Source organism: Paenibacillus sp. FSL R5-0744 (assembly GCF_037972555.1).
Taxonomy (GTDB): Bacteria; Bacillota; Bacilli; order Paenibacillales; family Paenibacillaceae; genus Paenibacillus_AQ.
In genome coordinates this window covers 1,572,144-1,592,364 of the sequence record NZ_CP150228.1, presented here as the reverse complement: position 1 = coordinate 1,592,364, position 20,221 = coordinate 1,572,144, and the positions used below count along the sequence as shown (strand labels likewise).

Annotated in this window: 3 protein-coding genes; all 3 read right to left on the bottom strand. The window is 41.4% G+C overall.

Annotated elements, in window-relative coordinates; translation table 11 throughout:
* Positions 1 to 8: 8 nt before the first annotated feature.
* The 3 genes from MKY19_RS07010 to MKY19_RS07000 are packed head-to-tail and all read right to left on the bottom strand — an operon-like array spanning position 9 to position 20,205.
* Positions 9 to 7,679, bottom strand: coding sequence for an amino acid adenylation domain-containing protein (locus MKY19_RS07010; RefSeq protein ID WP_339801536.1), 7,671 nt, complete (start codon positions 7,677 to 7,679; stop codon positions 9 to 11).
* A gap of 29 nt (positions 7,680 to 7,708) precedes the next feature.
* Positions 7,709 to 15,376 (bottom strand): amino acid adenylation domain-containing protein, encoded by a 7,668-nt coding sequence (locus MKY19_RS07005; RefSeq protein ID WP_339801534.1) that lies wholly within the window; start codon positions 15,374 to 15,376, stop codon positions 7,709 to 7,711.
* Positions 15,377 to 15,393: 17 nt separating this feature from the next.
* The gene (locus MKY19_RS07000; RefSeq protein WP_339801532.1) at positions 15,394 to 20,205 is read right to left on the bottom strand and encodes an amino acid adenylation domain-containing protein; all 4,812 of its coding nucleotides are present in this window, start codon (positions 20,203 to 20,205) and stop codon (positions 15,394 to 15,396) included.
* Between the last annotated feature and the right edge of the window lie 16 nt (positions 20,206 to 20,221).

The window sequence follows — 20,221 nt, the reverse complement described above, 5'->3', positions numbered from 1 at the left end:
TTCCTGTACTAATTATCTATTATGGTAATAGCAATTTCTCTGGTTAGTTCTTCAATATCCTCTAAGGTTAGTCCGATATCTCCTAAGTCACTTGGAGTCACCTCTGCCACAGTCTGATTTACACAGTGATAGATGAGTATTAACAGCTGCTCTTTATAGCTTGCTGCTATTTCCTCCATCGTTTCTGGTCTATACGTGTCGGTATTATAGTTAAAATTAAGAGCCATTCTTCCGTTATCCACCATACCTACAATATCTATCTCATATAATCTTTGGTTTCCTTCTCCTATGGTTTGTCCCGTCTCATAAGGAGAGCGTTTGAATAGTGACGTATTTAGGTCTGCATCGAATTGTCCCAAGTAATTAAATGAGATCTCAGGTTTGAGCGTGAATGTTAATCCTTCTCTTTCCTCCATCGGGGTCAAATACCTCAATATTCCGTAACCGACCCCCTTTTTCGGTACCTGTCTTAACGTTTCTTTCACCTGCTTCAACTGCATCCCGACATCTGCATTGCTTGTAGGTTCGAGCACTACTGGATACATTGACGTATACCATCCGACCGTTCGAGTTACTGTCAGCGAATCTATGATTTCCTCCCTGCCATGACCTTCCATATTTACTGCCATTGCCGACTCTCCCGTCCACTTCTGAACGGTTTGTGCCAGGGCCGTCAATAACAGGTCGTTAATTTCTGTATTGTAGGCACGATTTACTTCCTCTAACAACAGTACCGTATCTTTCCGACTCAGTTGTATACTTGCTACACCGTTATATTTCATAGCCTCACTTTGCGGTTCTGAATCCTTTGGCAAGGTACTTATTGTCGACTGCTCCATCTCTCTCCAATACGGTACTTCTTTAAGCAGTTCTTTGCTTATTGCATAATTTCTTAGTCCTTTTGACCATTCCTTCACACTATCCGTCTTTTCCTGTAGTCCTACAGGCTGCCCTTGGCTCACCTGCTCATACGCAATTGCCAAATCCTCTAATAGAATTCGCCAGGACACCCCGTCAATAACCAAGTGGTGGGCCACCAGTAATAAGTGGTCCTCTGTCTGTGTACGAAATACTTTCGCCCGGAATAATGGTCCCTTTTCTATATCAAAATTCCGCTGGGCTTCTTCTGCTTGTTCTTTAATTGCCCTTATAGGATCTTCTTCCTCCGTTAGATCAACAACGGCTAGATTTACCATGCCCTCTTCCACTCCAAGGTTATATCCTTTTGCCTCCTGGCCTTTACCACTAAACACAGTACGCAAACCATCATGGTGTTCTACTAATTTTCTTAGGGCTTCTTCTAATGATTTTTCTTCAAATCTTGGTTTTCCCTGCAGCATCATGGCCTGATTCCAATGCTCTGCTTCTTCCAAATTCTGTTCAAAGAACCACTGCTGGATCGGCAACAAAGACACTTCTCCTTCGATAAGCCCTTGTTCTGCCTTCCGTTGAAGTGGGACTACTTGGGTACAAGCATCTCGAAGTACAGGGTATTGGAACAGATGCTTCATTTCCAGCTTCCAACCATGTTTATATAAACGGGCACAAACCTGTATTCCTTTGATCGAGTCGCCTCCCAGTTCAAAGAAGTGGTCGTTAAGCCCCACTTTTTCTCGCCCTAACACGCCTTGCCAAATCTCTGCCATCTGGGATTCAATCTCATTGCTCGGTGCTTCATAAGCTCGTCCGCTTGCCATTCCTGCCTCCGGTTTGGGTAACGCTTTGCGGTCCACCTTACCATTCGGCGTTAGTGGTAACTCTTCCAAGGCTATAAAGTACGAAGGAATCATGTACTCCGGCAGTTCCTGACTCAGGTATTCACGCAGTATGCTGCTTTTTAAGCCGCTGTCTCCTACGACATAAGCACATAAAGCTTGCGACTGCCCATCGCTCTCCAATTGGGCGATAACGACAGCTTCCCGTACCTTCGGATGCTTCAACAATTGGTTTTCAATCTCTCCCGGTTCAATCCGGTATCCCCGAATTTTCACTTGGTGGTCTATCCGCCCCAAAAACTCGATATTTCCATCCGGCAACCAACGGGCCACATCCCCTGTCCGATACATCCGTTCTCCTGGACGATAGGGGTTCTCCACGAATTTTTCTGCGGTTAGTTCCGGCTGATTCAAATAACCACGCGCCACGCCGGCTCCGCCTATGCATAGTTCTCCGGCTATTCCAATCGGCTGTAATTGACCATCAATACTTAGTATATAAACTTGTGTATTTGAGATTGGTTTTCCTATTGGTATAGTTTCAGAATAACAATTATCAATAAGTAAACAGGTACTAAATGTAGTACTTTCTGTCGGACCATATCCATTAATTATTTTCAAATCATTTGTTTTTTCCAGTACTCTATTGATATGTTTAGGTGAAAGCGCCTCGCCACCGACAATCAGACGTTTTAAAGAATGAAAAATTTCCGGTTTCTCTTCTGACAAATGATTAAACAGAGAAGAAGTTAGCCACATCATCGTAATTCCATACTCATTTATATGGAGCTCCAATTTTTCCGAATCTAGTAGTTCATCTTTTGAGATAATGTACAAAGTAGCTCCATTTAATAAAACACCAAAAATTTCAAATGTTGTAGCATCAAATCCAAACGAACCCGACTGTAAAATTCTATCATTGTTATTAACTTGTATATGATTTTGTTTGAATACGAGTCGATTAATATTACGATGTTCAACCATAACTCCTTTGGGTATACCGGTTGATCCAGATGTATACATCACATATGCCAAATCAGAAGAATCATTAAGTATTTCAGGGTTAGGATATATTTCAGTTGTACCTTTGCTGTCAAAATTGATAACTAATCGTGAACCTAATGTGATTAGTTCCAAATTAATAGATAGTTGCTTCAGTAAAATTTTCGCTCCACTGTCCTCAAACATATATTTTATTCTAGTTTGAGGTAAATCCGGATCAAGAGGAAGATACGAGCCCCCCGCCTTCAGTATCCCAAGAATACCTGCAATCATATCTAAAGATCTATCGACTAGTAGTCCAACAACATCATCTTTAGACATACCATATTCCCTAAGTTGATAGGCTAGTCTGTTAGCTCGAAGATTAAGTTCCTTATACGTTATCTGTTCCTTTCCATAAACGACTGCAATATTATCCGGCGTCCTCTCAACTTGCTCTTCAAATAATTGTTGGACAGTCTTCTCATGGGGATACTCAACCGCTGTATTATTAAAGTAATCCAATAATTGTAGCTCTTCTTTTGAATCAATCACGTGAAAGTTTGCAAGCTCCAGTTTCGGATTTCTGATAATCTCTCGAAGAATCTGAAGATAGTGTTCAGAAAATCGTTTGATAGTTTCTTGATCAAATATTTTTGTAGCATACTCCAGCGAAAAACGAATCTGCCCTCCTCCTTCGACTGCTTCTACTGACATATCGAATTTAGATGTCCTAAATTCAATATCAAAAGGCAAGGCACTTACACTTTCCAATTTTAGGTCGATTAATTCAATATTTTGCAAAACAAATAAAGTACAAAATAGTGGGTTCCTACTCAAATCCCGTGGAATGTCTATAAGGCTAATTAACTCCTCAAGTGGGTATTCTTGGTGTTCAATTGCAGCTAACATAGTCTCCTTTACTTCTAAAAGAAAAGTCTCAAAAGTCTTGTATTTATTAGGAAAGCTACGGACTGGTAAAGTATTCACAAATAGTCCAATTACCTGTTCACAATCCTTATGTAGGCGGCCAGCAACAGGTGCCCCGACGATTATGTCCTCTTGTCCACTATAACGAGATAACAATGCCTTATATGCCGCTAGTAAGACCATATACAAAGTAGCATCATATTCTTTACCTAGACGTTTTAGGGAATCTGTTAAAGTTTCATCAGCTCTGAAGAAAATTCGATCTCCTTCAAAGCTCTGAACACTAGGCCGTGAATAATCTGTCGGTAAATCGAGTATAGGTAATTCACCACCAAGATGTTCCAACCAATAAGCTTTTTGCTTCTCCATTTCTTCGCTTTGAAAACGAGCCTGCTGCCATTCACTGTAGTCCTTATATTGGATCCGTGGCTGACCTAGCTCCTTTCCATCATACATCTGCGATAATTCGTCCATAAAGATTCCCATCGACACTCCATCGGACACCACATGGTGCATATCCAACATGAAAAGATGCTTCTCCTCTGAAATCTGGATCAGTTCTGCTCTCATTAATGGTGCTTTGCTTAAATCAAACGGACGCACGAACGATTTGGTCAGCTCTGCTCCTTCTTCAAAACTTGCTTGGCTATACCCCAGCTTGATTTCCACTCGAGGATGAATGCGTTGTACCGGTTCCCCGTTAATCCATTCAAACGAGGTTCGCAACGCCTCATGACGTTCTGTCATCTTCACAAGGGCTTGTTCCAAACATGCTACATCTAGGTCTCCCTCTAGCAAGAAGACCGACGGCATGTTATAGCTGGCGTCCCCGCCCTCTAGCTGCTGAAGAATTAACAGCCGTTTCTGCGCTGAAGAAACGGGATACCATTCCCGTTCTGCAATCCGCTCGATTGGACGATATTTGCGCCGATCCGCTTCGGCTGTGTATGCCGCCAATTCTCTCATTGTTGGCGTTTTAAAAATTTGCTTTAGTGGAATCTCCACATCGAATTGCTTGTGAATGGCTGATGCCATTACGGTGGCCTTGAGCGAATGTCCCCCCAGTTCAAAGAAGTGGTCGTTAAGCCCCACTTTTTCTCGGCCTAACACGCCTTGCCAAATCTCTGCCATCTGGGATTCAATCTCATTGCTCGGTGCTTCATAGGCTCGTCCGCTTGCCATTCCTGCCTCCGGTTTGGGTAACGCTTTGCGGTCCACCTTACCATTCGGCGTTAGTGGTAACTCTTCCAAGGCTATAAAGTACGAAGGAATCATGTACTCCGGCAGTTCCTGACTCAGGTATTCACGCAGTATGCTGCTTTTTAAGCCGCTGTCTCCTACGACATAAGCACATAAAGCTTGCGACTGCCCATCGCTCTCCAATTGGGCGATAACGACAGCTTCCCGTACCTTCGGATGCTTCAACAATTGATTCTCAATCTCTCCAAGTTCAATCCGGTATCCCCGAATTTTTACCTGGTGGTCCATCCGCCCCAAAAACTCGATATTTCCATCCGGCAGCCAGCGGGCCAAATCTCCTGTCCGATACATCCGTTCTCCTGGACGATAGGGATTCTCCACGAATTTTTCTGCAGTTAGTTCCGGCCGGTTCAAATAACCACGCCCTACGCCGGCTCCACCTATGCATAGTTCTCCGGCTACTCCAATCGGCTGTAATCTATCTCCTGGGCCAAGTATGTATACATCTGTTTGATTAACAGGTTTGCCAATCGGCACTGTAGAAGCACCTTCCAAGATATTTTCAACTTGATAGTAGGTCGCAAACACAGTTGTCTCTGTTGGACCATATACGTGGATTACCTTACCAGCTGCTTTTCCAGGTATCACTTTTTGGACGTGGCTAACAGATGAAGCTTCCCCACCAAAAAGAACCTTCCGAACACTTTTTAACCATTCAGCATCATATTCAGCTAGTAAATTAAACAGCGCAGTTGTTACAAAAATTATTGTAATATGTTCAGACTTAATTAACCGAATAAGCTGATTGGGATTAGTGACCATTTCCGTTGACGCAAGTATTAGCTGTGCTCCGTTTAACAGAGCACCAAACAAATCAAAGGTAAATCCATCAAATGCAAAGTTCGAAACTGAGAGTACTTTGTCATCTCTTGTAATCTCAATATAATTTGTATTACTAGTTACTCTCGTTATGTTTGCATTGGTTGTTAAAGTTCCCTTAGGTCTCCCCGATGTTCCTGAGGTATAAATAATGTAGGCTAAGTCTCCTGGTTCTCCAAAGTTAGAACTTTTTATTTGATCCTGACATAGCAATAGATCTTCTACTAACAAAACTTTTCCTGTGAAAGATAAACTATCAATTTTTTGAACCCAATTGCATTGCGTTAGTAGCAAATTTGTACTGCTATCTTCTAAAATATAATTTAATCGCTGGTTAGGATAACCAGGATCAAGTGGCACATAAGCCGCACCAGCCTTTAATACTCCTAAAATACCAATAACCATTTCTAATGATCGATCCGCCATAAGACCAACAACTGTTTCTTTCATGGCTCCATATTTCCGAAGTTGGTAAGCCAGTATGTTAGCCTGCCGATCAAGCTCACTATAGCTGATACTTTCTTCTCCATAAGTAACAGCTATTGCATTCGGTTGTTTTTTCACTCGTTCTTCAAATAACTCTCGTATAGTCTTATCTAGTGGTCTTTCACTCCCTACTGTATTAAACGATTTTAAAAGTTGCTTCTCCTCTTCTGAAACAATTTCTATATCTTCAATTAATATTTCCGGATTCTCCAAGGTTACTTCAATGACTTGTTTAATATGATTAATGGTGCGCCGAATATCCTCTTCTGAATACTTATTGGAATTATAATTGAAACTCATACTTAATTGTTTTCCAGGCTTTACGGTAAAGTTTAAATTGTAATTTGTCTGTTCAACGGCGCGTATTTGCTTAATTTCGAAGCCCGATGCATCTAGGTCACCCAATTCTGCCAATTGCTCTCCCATTGGATAGTTTTCAAAAATCATAATATGATTAAGTAAATCATCTCCTAACTGACTCTTTGCCTGAACCTCATACAAAGGAGAATAGTTATATTTCTCTCCTTCCAATGCAGCCCCTTGAACCTGTTGAAGCAACTCACTAAACTTCATTCTTTGTTCACACGTAATTCGTACTGGCACAGTATTTATAAAGAGTCCTACCATTGACTCAATTCCTTTAATTTCTGCAGGTCTGCCAGAAACTACTGCACCAAACACCACATCATCTGTCCTATTATATCTTTGAAGAACAATCCCCCAAATGACTTGAAAGACAGTATTTAAAGTCACTTTATAACGACGACCAATTTGACTTAGCTTCTCCGACAACTGATGATCTAATATCTCTTCAAGCTCCTTTTGGGAATATCTCATGCTTTTATCGGTACTTCCGTATGGTAATGTTGCGATTTCCTCGTATTCATTCAGATATTTTTTCCAATAGGCAAGTGATTCCTCTAAATCTTGTTTTTCCAACCATTTAATATATTCTCCATAGGAAATAACCGGTTCAAGTAAGGCTGGTCGCCCTTCTAATCTTGCCTGATAAAGTTCCAGTAATTCTCGAAATACAATTCCTAGGCACCATCCATCCATTAAAATATGATGAAAACTCCATAAGATTTCATATTGCTCATCATCTAACTTAAACAAGCCTACACGCATTAATGGATCTCTGGTTAAATCAAACCCTTGCTCTCTATCATTAGCTCGGTAATCCTTTAAGTATTTCTCCTGCTCCGGCCCGCCTATTCCTGATAGATCAATAAAATTAATAGATATAGTTCTATCGCTCAAAATAATCTGTCTTGGATTCTTTGTTTCTTTATAAATAAATGAAGCTCTAAGCACTTCATGCCTTTTTATAAGTGCATTGAAGCTTTCTTCTAACACAGTTGCATTAATTTCACCAGTTATAGTTAACATCATTTGCTCCATGTAAGCACCATCTTTTTCATGGAGCAAATGATGGAAAAACATTCCTGACTGCATTGGTGATAAAGGATAAATCCTTTCAATATTCATTTTAGAATTTCCCCTTCATAATTTAGTGTTTAATTTGTCATGTAGATACTATTTATAGCTTGTAGTTCTTCTAAAGTAAGCGAGCTATCCCCTAAGTCACTAGGAGTCACCTCTGCCACAGTCTGATTTACACAGTGATAGATGAGTATTAATAGCTGCTCTTTATAGCTTGCTGCTATTTCCTCCATCGTTTCTGGTCTATACGTGCCGGTATTATAGTTAAAATTAAGAGCCATTCTTCCGTTATCCACCATACCTACAATATCTATCTCATATAATCTTTGGTTTCCTTCTCCTATGGTTTGTCCCGTCTCATAAGGAGAGCGTTTGAATAGTGACGTATTTAGGTCTGCATCGAATTGTCCCAAGTAATTAAATGAGATCTCAGGTTTGAGCGTGAATGTTAATCCTTCTCTTTCCTCCATCGGGGTCAAATACCTCAATATTCCGTAACCGACCCCCTTTTTCGGTACCTGTCTTAACGTTTCTTTCACCTGCTTCAACTGCATCCCGACATCTGCATTGCTTGTAGGTTCGAGCACTACTGGATACATTGACGTATACCATCCGACCGTTCGAGTTACTGTCAGCGAATCTATGATTTCCTCCCTGCCATGACCTTCCATATTTACTGCCATTGCCGACTCTCCCGTCCACTTCTGAACGGTTTGTGCCAGGGCCGTCAATAACAGGTCGTTAATTTCTGTATTGTAGGCACGATTTACTTCCTCTAACAACAGTACCGTATCTTTCCGACTCAGTTGTATACTTGCTACACCGTTATATTTCATAGCCTCACTTTGCGGTTCTGAATCCTTTGGCAAGGTACTTATTGTCGACTGCTCCATCTCTCTCCAATACGGTACTTCTTTAAGCAGTTCTTTGCTTATTGCATAATTTCTTAGTCCTTTTGACCATTCCTTCACACTATCCGTCTTTTCCTGTAGTCCTACAGGCTGCCCTTGGCTCACCTGCTCATACGCAATTGCCAAATCCTCTAATAGAATTCGCCAGGACACCCCGTCAATAACCAAGTGGTGGGCCACCAGTAATAAGTGGTCCTCTGTCTGTGTACGAAATACTTTCGCCCGGAATAATGGTCCCTTTTCTATATCAAAATTCCGCTGGGCTTCTTCTGCTTGTTCTTTAATTGCCCTTATAGGATCTTCTTCCTCCGTTAGATCAACAACGGCTAGATTTACCATGCCCTCTTCCACTCCAAGGTTATATCCTTTTGCCTCCTGGCCTTTACCACTAAACACAGTACGCAAACCATCATGGTGTTCTACTAATTTTCTTAGGGCTTCTTCTAATGATTTTTCTTCAAATCTTGGTTTTCCCTGCAGCATCATGGCCTGATTCCAATGCTCTGCTTCTTCCAAATTCTGTTCAAAGAACCACTGCTGGATCGGCAACAAAGACACTTCTCCTTCGATAAGCCCTTGTTCTGCCTTCCGTTGAAGTGGGACTACTTGGGTACAAGCATCTCGAAGTACAGGGTATTGGAACAGATGCTTCATTTCCAGCTTCCAACCATGTTTATATAAACGGGCACAAACCTGTATTCCTTTGATCGAGTCGCCTCCCAGTTCAAAGAAGTGGTCGTTAAGCCCCACTTTTTCTCGCCCTAACACGCCTTGCCAAATCTCTGCCATCTGGGATTCAATCTCATTGCTCGGTGCTTCATAAGCTCGTCCGCTTGCCATTCCTGCCTCCGGTTTGGGTAACGCTTTGCGGTCCACCTTGCCATTCGGCGTTAGTGGTAACTCTTCCAGGGCTACAAAGTACGAAGGAATCATGTACTCCGGCAGTTCCTGACTCAGGTATTCACGCAGCATGCTGCTTTTTAAGCCGCTGTCTCCTACGACATAAGCACATAAAGCTTGCGACTGCCCATCGCTCTCCAATTGGGCGATAACGACAGCTTCCCGTACCTTCGGATGCTTCAACAATTGGTTTTCAATCTCTCCCGGTTCAATCCGGTATCCCCGAATTTTCACTTGGTGGTCTATCCGCCCCAAAAACTCAATATTTCCATCCGGCAGCCAACGGGCCACATCCCCTGTCCGATACATCCGTTCTCCTGGACGATAGGGGTTCTCCACGAATTTTTCTGCGGTTAGTTCCGGCTGATTCAAATAACCACGCGCCACGCCGGCTCCACCTATGCATAGTTCTCCGGCTACTCCAATGGGTTGCAATTCTCCATTTTCATCTGTGATATAGACTTCCGCATTAGAGATCGGCTTTCCGATAGGGACCACACTGTTCTCGATTTTCTTCGTTTCTGGAATCCATACGGTGACACAAATGGTTGCTTCACTCGGACCATATGCATTAACATAATTCATCTCCTGCATGTAACGCTCTGCCAACTCAGGATGGATTGCCGATCCTGCCGTTATAAGTAAACGTACTCCTTTAAGCTGTTTGGATTCTATGGTGCTCAAATAGGTTGGTGGTAATGTTAGCACGGTCAGCTTATTCTTTCCTATGTAGTCCACAAACCGCTGAGAGTCCAAGATCGTTTCCTTAGATGGGATATATAACTTGGCCCCCGCAAACAATGCCATAAAGATTTCCCATACAGAAGCATCAAAGGAACTGCTGGCAAACTGTACAATTCGGTCTTCAGGAACAATGCCGAAGGAGTTTTCCCATAAGAGCTGTGCATTTATAAGTCCTCTATGCTCGAGCATAACCCCCTTAGGCTTCCCGGTAGAGCCCGACGTGTAGATCACATAAGCCAAATCTTCCGATTTATTAATAGGTTCCGGGTTCTCATCGGTGTCTGACATGGCTTCAGCTTGCTCAATATCCAAAATGCTTCCTGCATAGTTCTTCTTTAAAGAAGTTACTTGTTCTTCCAAAGAATCCTGTGTCAGTAGTATGTGAGCTCCACTATCTGCCAACATATAGGTGATCCGTTCTTCCGGATAAGCTGGATCCAATGGTACATACGCTGCACCCGACTTCAATATTCCGAGAATTCCCACGACCATTTCCGGTGTTCGTTCCACCATTAACCCTATGATTTCATCTCTTTTCACGCCTTGTACTCTCAGAACATGGGCTAACCGATTGGCACGGAGATTCAACTCTCGGTAGCTTAATTGTTCTTTCTCACTTACAACTGCTATTGCTTCGGGGGTTCGCTCTACCTGTTCTTCAAACAACTGCTGAATCGTTTTTCCCTCCGCATAAATTGCCCCTGCTACATTAAACGACTCCAACAGTTGCTTCTCCTCTTCGGTCAGCACTTTGATTTCCCCAAGCTGTTTTTCTGAATTCCAAGCAAACTCTTTTAATACCTGAATGTAGTTTTCTGCTATCCGTCCTACGGTCTCTTCCCTGAACAGACGGGTTGCATATTCCAGCCCGAATCGAATCCTTCCTTCTTGTTCCACTGCCTCGATCGACATATCAAATTTAGATATCTGATATTCCATATGATATGGCTCAGCCTGCACTTCTCCAAGTTTAAGCTGAGTTTGTTTTATGTTTTGTAAAACGAACAATGTACTAAATAATGGGTTGCGGCTCAAGTCCCGTGGAATATTCAATTGATTAACCAGTTCTTCAAAAGGATACTCCTGATGCTCATATGCCCCTAACGTTGCTTTCTTGACTTCTTCTATAAATGACTTAACTGTTTTCTGGCCTTCCGGACAGCCTCTCACCGCTAACGTATTCACGAATAAGCCCAGGACATCCTCTGTATCCGCATGTAGCCTCCCGGCTGTTGGCGTTCCAACGATGATATCTTCTTGCCCGCTGTACCGGGAGAGTAATACCTGATATGCCGCTAACAACACCATGTATAAGGTGCTTCCCGTTTCTCGTGCAATGTTCTTCAGGCCATCGCTTAAATTCGGATCGGCTTCAAAAAAAATATGATTCCCTTCAAAGCTCTGAACACTAGGCCGTGAATAATCTGTCGGTAAATCGAGTATAGGTAATTCACCACCAAGATGTTCCAACCAATAAGCTTTTTGCTTCTCCATTTCTTCGCTTTGAAAACGAGCCTGCTGCCATTCACTGTAGTCCTTATATTGGATCCGTGGCTGACCTAGCTCCTTTCCATCATACATCTGCGATAATTCGTCCATAAAGATTCCCATCGACACTCCATCGGACACCACATGGTGCATATCCAACATGAAAAGATGCTTCTCCTCTGAAATCTGGATCAGTTCTGCTCTCATTAATGGTGCTTTGCTTAAATCAAACGGACGCACGAACGATTTGGTCAGCTCTGCTCCTTCTTCAAAACTTGCTTGGCTATACCCCAGCTTGATTTCCACTCGAGGATGAATGCGTTGTACCGGTTCCCCGTTAATCCATTCAAACGAGGTTCGCAACGCCTCATGACGTTCTGTCATCTTCACAAGGGCTTGTTCCAAACATGCTACATCTAGGTCTCCCTCTAGCAAGAAGACCGACGGCATGTTATAGCTGGCGTCCCCGCCCTCTAGCTGCTGAAGAATTAACAGCCGTTTCTGTGCTGAAGAAACGGGATGCCATTCCCGTTCTGCAATCCGCTCGATTGGACGATATTTGCGCCGATCCGCTTCGGCTGTGTATGCCGCCAATTCTCTCATTGTTGGCGTTTTAAAAATTTGCTTTAGTGGAATCTCCACATCGAATTGCTTGTGAATGGCTGATGCCATTACGGTGGCCTTGAGCGAATGTCCCCCCAGTTCAAAGAAGTGGTCGTTAAGCCCCACTTTTTCTCGGCCTAACACGCCTTGCCAAATCTCTGCCATCTGGGATTCAATCTCATTGCTCGGTGCTTCATAGGCTCGTCCGCTTGCCATTCCTGCCTCCGGTTTGGGTAACGCTTTGCGGTCCACCTTACCATTCGGCGTTAGTGGTAACTCTTCCAAGGCTATAAAGTACGAAGGAATCATGTACTCCGGCAGTTCCTGACTCAGGTATTCACGCAGTATGCTGCTTTTTAAGCCGCTGTCTCCTACGACATAAGCACATAAAGCTTGCGACTGCCCATCGCTCTCCAATTGGGCGATAACGACAGCTTCCCGTACCTTCGGATGCTTCAACAATTGGTTTTCAATCTCTCCCGGTTCAATCCGGTATCCCCGAATTTTCACCTGGTGGTCTATCCGCCCCAAAAACTCGATATTTCCATCCGGCAGCCAACGGGCCAAATCTCCTGTCCGATACATCCGTTCTCCTGGACGATAGGGGTTCTCCACGAATTTTTCTGCAGTTAGTTCCGGCCGGTTCAAATAACCACGCCCTACACCGGCTCCGCCTATGCATAGTTCTCCGGCTATTCCAATCGGCTGAAGGTGTCCATTTACGTCTGTGATATAAACTTCCGCATTTGGGATCGGTTTTCCGATAGGGATCACACTGTTCTCGATTTTGCTCACTGCCGGAATCCACACCGTGGCACAGATAGTCGCTTCACTCGGACCATATGCATTAACATAATTCATCTCCTGCATGTAACGCTCTGCCAGCTCAGGATGGATTGCCGATCCTGCCGTTATAAGTAAACGTACTCCTTTAAGCTGTTTGGATTCTATGGTGCTCAAATAGGTTGGTGGTAATGTTAGTACGGTCAGCTTATTCTTTCCTATGTAGTCCACAAACCGCTGAGGGTCCAAGATCGTTTCCTTGGATGGAATATATAACTTGGCCCCCGCAAACAGGGCCATAAAGATCTCTGAAACGGAAGCATCAAAGGAACTGCTGGCAAACTGTACAATTCGGTCTTCAGGAACAATGCCGAAGGAGTTTTCCCATAAGAGCTGTGCATTTATAAGTCCTCTATGCTCGAGCATAACCCCCTTAGGCTTCCCGGTAGAGCCCGACGTGTAGATCACATAAGCCAAATCTTCCGATTTATTAATAGGTTCCGGGTTCTCATCGGTGTCTGACATGGCTTCAGCTTGCTCAATATCCAAAATGCTTCCTGCATAGTTCTTCTTTAAAGAAGTTACTTGTTCTTCCAAAGAATCCTGTGTCAGTAGTATGTGAGCTCCACTATCTGCCAACATATAGGTGATCCGTTCTTCCGGATAAGCTGGATCCAATGGTACATACGCTGCACCCGACTTCAATATTCCGAGAATTCCCACGATCATTTCCGGTGTTCGTTCCACCATTAACCCTATGATTTCATCTCTTTTCACACCATGTGCTCTCAGTACATGGGCTAACCGATTGGCACGGAGGTTCAACTCTCGGTAGCTCACTTGTTCTTTCTCACTTACAACTGCTATCGCTTCGGGGGTACGCTCTACCTGTTCTTCAAACAGCTGCTGAATCGTTTTTTCCTCCGCATAAATTGTCCCTGTTGCATTAAACGACTCCAACAGTTGCTTCTCCTCTTTGGTCAGCAGTTCTATTTCACTCAACAGAACATCAGGGTTTTCTAAAATAGTTTTAATTACTTTTATAATATGCTCGAATATCTTTGTAACAGTTTTTTCAGAATATTTTTCGGAATTATAACTACACTCTATAGTTAAGTCTTTTGCAGGAATTACTATAAGATTGAAGTCATAATTTGTCTGCTCAATACGACTTATATTCTCAACAGCAAAACCGAGATCCCCCGCATAAATTAATTTGTCGAGATGCTTATTTTCTGGGTAATTTTCGAAAATTAATACATGATTTATCAGATTAGGTCCAAGCCTGCTCTTAGTTTGCACTTCATATAATGGAGAGTAACTGTTTATTTCACATTCCAATGTATTTTTCTGTATGAACTGAAGTAAATCACTGAATTTATCATATGGACCTCTTGTTATTCGTATTGGAATTGTATTAATAAAGAGCCCTACCATTGATTCAATTCCCACAATTTCCGGCGGTCTTCCAGAAGTTACTGCTCCAAAAACCACATCGTCTGCCCCGTTATATTTCTGTAAAATCAAGCCCCAAATCGTCTGAAAAATGGTATTCAGCGTCACATTATATTTACGAGCAACATGATTTAGTTTTTCTGTAATTTCTTCGTTAATTACTGTTCTAGTTTCATTAAGGGAATATTTATTTTTTTCTTGAGATTTTTCGAAACATGGAATTTCAGCGATTTTTTCATATCCGTCTAAATAATCCTCCCAGAAGTTAAGGGAATTTTCGTTATCTTGTTTCTCAATCCATTCAACATATTTTGTGTAAGAGGGAACTGCGTCAAGTACCAAATTTATTCCTTTTAATTCAGCTCGATATAATTCAAACCATTCCTGCATAACGGTTCCAACGCACCAACCGTCCATAAGGATATGGTGATAACTCCAGACTATTTCGTACCTTCCGCTTCCTTTTTCAATTACTGCTACCCTCATTAGATGGCCCTTCGACAGGTCAAACCTATGGTTCCGATCATTGACGATAAAGTCATCTAAAAACGTTTGTTGCTCATATTCACTTAATTTGGAGATTGTAACATGATTGATATGATAATATCGTTCACGAAAAACAACTTTAAGTGGTTTTGTTAGGTTTTGGTATAAAAAATTTTCCCGAAAAGTTTGATGACGTTCAACTAATTTATTGAGACTTTTTTCCAACAAATTAATATCAAGTTCACCTTTGAGGGGAAAACATATTTGTTCAAAATAAGCATTACTCTCTTTATCCAACAACCAGTGGTAAATCATCCCATATTGCATAGGAGTAAGTGGATATATTTTTTCTATAGATGTAACTGAACTCACTGTCTCAACCTCCAAAGCTAACTAAATAAATTTAGAATTTCCTCAATATCTTTTATGTTTATATCACCTTCAGCTAAATCACTAGGGGTTACCTCTGTCACAGTCTGATTTACACAGTGATAGATGAGTATTAACAGCTGCTCTTTATAGCTTGCTGCTATTTCCTCCATCGTTTCTGGTCTATACGTGTCGGTATTATAGTTAAAATTAAGAGCCATTCTTCCGTTATCCACCATACCTACAATATCTATCTCATATAATCTTTGGTTTCCTTCTCCTATGGTTTGTCCCGTCTCATAAGGAGAGCGTTTGAATAGTGACGTATTTAGGTCTGCATCGAATTGTCCCAAGTAATTAAATGAGATCTCAGGTTTGAGCGTGAATGTTAATCCTTCTCTTTCCTCCATCGGGGTCAAATACCTCAATATTCCGTAACCGACCCCCTTTTTCGGTACCTGTCTTAACGTTTCTTTCACCTGCTTCAACTGCATCCCGACATCTGCATTGCTTGTAGGTTCGAGCACTACTGGATACATTGACGTATACCATCCGACCGTTCGAGTTACTGTCAGCGAATCTATGATTTCCTCCCTGCCATGACCTTCCATATTTACTGCCATTGCCGACTCTCCCGTCCACTTCTGAACGGTTTGTGCCAGGGCCGTCAATAACAGGTCGTTAATTTCTGTATTGTAGGCACGATTTACTTCCTCTAACAACAGTACCGTATCTTTCCGACTCAGTTGTATACTTGCTACACCGTTATATTTCATAGCCTCACTTTGCGGTTCTGAATCCTTTGGCAAGGTACTTATTGTCGACTGCTCCATCTCTCTCCAATACGGTACTTCTTTAAGCAGTTCTTTGCTTATTGCATAATTTCTTAGTCCTTTTGACCATTCCTTCACACTATCCGTCTTTTCCTGTAGTCCTACAGGCTGCCCTTGGCTCACCTGCTCATACGCAATTGCCAAATCCTCTAATAGAATTCGCCAGGACACCCCGTCAATAACCAAGTGGTGGGCCACCAGTAATAAGTGGTCCTCTGTCTGTGTACGAAATACTTTCGCCCGGAATAATGGTCCCTTTTCTATATCAAAATTCCGCTGGGCTTCTTCTGCTTGTTCTTTAATTGCCCTTATAGGATCTTCTTCCTCCGTTAGATCAACAACGGCTAGATTTACCATGCCCTCTTCCACTCCAAGGTTATATCCTTTTGCCTCCTGGCCTTTACCACTAAACACAGTACGCAAACCATCATGGTGTTCTACTAATTTTCTTAGGGCTTCTTCTAATGATTTTTCTTCAAATCTTGGTTTTCCCTGCAGCATCATGGCCTGATTCCAATGCTCTGCTTCTTCCAAATTCTGTTCAAAGAACCACTGCTGGATCGGCAACAAAGACACTTCTCCTTCGATAAGCCCTTGTTCTGCCTTCCGTTGAAGTGGGACTACTTGGGTACAAGCATCTCGAAGTACAGGGTATTGGAACAGATGCTTCATTTCCAGCTTCCAACCATGTTTATATAAACGGGCACAAACCTGTATTCCTTTGATCGAGTCGCCTCCCAGTTCAAAGAAGTGGTCGTTAAGCCCCACTTTTTCTCGCCCTAACACGCCTTGCCAAATCTCTGCCATCTGGGATTCAATCTCATTGCTCGGTGCTTCATAAGCTCGTCCGCTTGCCATTCCTGCCTCCGGTTTGGGTAACGCTTTGCGGTCCACCTTACCATTCGGCGTTAGTGGTAACTCTTCCAAGGCTATAAAGTACGAAGGAATCATGTACTCCGGCAGTTCCTGACTCAGGTATTCACGCAGTATGCTGCTTTTTAAGCCGCTGTCTCCTACGACATAAGCACATAAAGCTTGCGACTGCCCATCGCTCTCCAATTGGGCGATAACGACAGCTTCCCGTACCTTCGGATGCTTCAACAATTGGTTTTCAATCTCTCCCGGTTCAATCCGGTATCCCCGAATTTTCACTTGGTGGTCTATCCGCCCCAAAAACTCGATATTTCCATCCGGCAACCAACGGGCCACATCCCCTGTCCGATACATCCGTTCTCCTGGACGATAGGGGTTCTCCACGAATTTTTCTGCGGTTAGTTCCGGCTGATTCAAATAACCACGCGCCATGCCGGCTCCGCCTATGCATAGTTCTCCGTCTATTCCAATCGGCTGTAATTGACCATGTCGGTTTATGATGTATGTGTGAGTGTTAAATATTGGCTTACCTATAGGGACTACGTTATACTTTCTATCATGGGAAAACTCAAAGAAAGTACTGTCAATTGTTGTTTCAGTCGGCCCATATAAGTTAATAATTTTAGCTCCACCCAGAAAAGTATAACTGAGGCAATTATTTAATAATTCACAACTTAATGCCTCTCCACTTGTAAAAATAAATTTCAGACTATTAAGTCTTGAAGATTGAATATCTTTAAGATATGAAACAAACGCACTTAGCATCGATGGAACAAAGTGAAGGACAGTGACCCCATTATTAATAATTGCCGATAAAATAGACTCGGGATCTTTTTCGGCTTCAGGTTCTAAAAGAATCAATGTAGAACCACTATAAAACCATAAAAATAGTTCCCACACCGATACATCAAATGTGTACACCGTTTTTTGTAAAAATTTATCACTCATACTAAAATCAAATTGTTCTTGCATCCATTCAATTCTATTTATCAAGGAACGATGTTCTATCATAACTCCCTTTGGCTTTCCGGTGGAACCAGAAGTGTAGATAACATAAGCAAGATCATGAAATTCATTGATAAACTCGGGGTTATCAATGTTTTGCGCAGATTCAGTGAGAATACCATCAAGCCCTAAAACCGTTCCATGGAATGTGTTAGTAAGAAATTCAGTTCTATTTATTAGTGTTTTCTGTATTAAAAGAAACCGTGAATTACTATCCTTTAACATATAAAGAATTCTATCGTCTGGATGTCTTGGATCTAACGGCAGATATGCTGCTCCTGATTTTAAGATTCCGAGAATAACCACCATCATTTCGATTGAACGTTCCACTAATATAGCAATAATTTCATCTCTCTTAACGCCGAAAATACGGAGTTGATGGGCAACTTGGTTCGCCCTGTTATTTAGTTCTCGGTATGTAATCTGTTCTTTTCCAAATTTAACAGCGATTGCATTTGGCGAATTTAAAGTTCTTTCCTCAAAAACTTGCTGAATTGTTTTATTTGATAGGATTCTCTCCGTCTTATTGTATAAAAACAAGTCCTCCTTCTCTTCATCCGATATCATATTAATTTCTTCCAATTTTAAAGATGGGTTGTCAGCAACTTCAGTTAATATATTTATGTAATGCTTAATCATTCTCTGGATTGTTTCTTTCTTAAATAACCGCGTAGCATACTCCACAGTAAACTTGATTTTCCCTTCCTGTTCAAAAGCTTCAATTGAAATATCTAATTTTGAAGATTTTGAAACCATATCAACTGCCTCACAGGCAACGCCTCGTAAATCCAAATTCCAATCTGGAATGTTTTGAAGCACGAATAATGTATTAAATAGTGGGTTTTGGCTCAGATCGCGAGAAATTTTAAGCTCCTCAACCAGCTTTTCAAGCGGATAATCTTGATGTTCATATGCAGCTATAGTACTTTCTTTAATTTGGTTTAAAAATGATAAGAATGATTGATTACTATCTGGAAAACCTCTTACTGGCAAAGTGTTTACGAATAAACCTAATAATTTTTCTATATCTTTATAATGTCGACCTGAAGAGGGTACTCCCACGATAATATCTTTCTGCCCAGAGTATCGTGAAAGAAGTATATAATATCCTGCTAGAAGGACCATATATAACGTGCTTCCGCCTTGTCTAGCCACTTTTTTTAAAGAACCACTTATTTCGGTATTTATATAAAAAAATAATCTGTCTCCATCAAAATTCTGTAAAATAGGCCTAGGATAATCTGTAGGTAGGTTAAGAACAGGAATTTCTCCTTCGAGATTTTCCAACCAATATTTTCTATCTTTGTCTCTTTCATTTTTTTTGAATCTTTCATTTTGCCATGCAGCATAATCTCTATATTGAATTGAGGGAGGTTCTAGAAAAGTTCCATTATATATTTGAGACAGTTCTTTCATAAAAAGTCCTATTGAGAACCCATCCATAATAATGTGATGAACATCTAGTAATAATTTATATACATTCACATCTATTTTTAATAGCAGAACACGGATTAATGGTAGTATATCTAGTTTAAATGAATGTATAAAATCACTTGCTATTTCGTTACTTTCTTTTAAACTTACCTCTAAATAGGTGATTTTACTTTCTTTAAATGGATGAATTTTTTGTACCATTTGATTATCTATCCACTCAAAGGTAGTTCTCAAGATTTCATGAGTTTCAATCAAATAATTGTATGCCTTTTCAAATCGATCCACATCAAATTCACCAGAAAGAATAAATTGGAATGGTAAATTATAACTTGTTTTAGTATCAAGCTGAGAAATTGCTAGAAATCTATTTTGAGTAGAAGAGATTGGATAATACGATACTTCTGGTAAATGCGTGATCATCCTTTCTTTCAATTGTTCTTTATCTATTCTTTTCGTAAGTATGAGATCTGTTATGCCCTTAGCAGTTGGATTATCAAATACTTCAGTGTACGACAAACTGAGTTCAAAAAATTCATTAATTTTAATCATAAAACTACTGGCATCTATTGAATCTCCACCTAGTTCAAAGAAATTTGCATCGACTTCAATTTGAAATTTTTGATCTATGATTCCTATAGATTCTTTCATAATTCGGACAATTTCACTTAAAATATGCTCATTGTTCATTGGAGTTCTCCTTCAT

Coding starts and splice junctions, on each gene's coding strand:
- MKY19_RS07010 (WP_339801536.1), bottom strand. CDS start 7,679: ATGAATATTGAAAGGATTTATCCTTTATCACCAATGCAGTCAGGAATG.
- MKY19_RS07000 (WP_339801532.1), bottom strand. CDS start 20,205: ATGAACAATGAGCATATTTTAAGTGAAATTGTCCGAATTATGAAAGAA.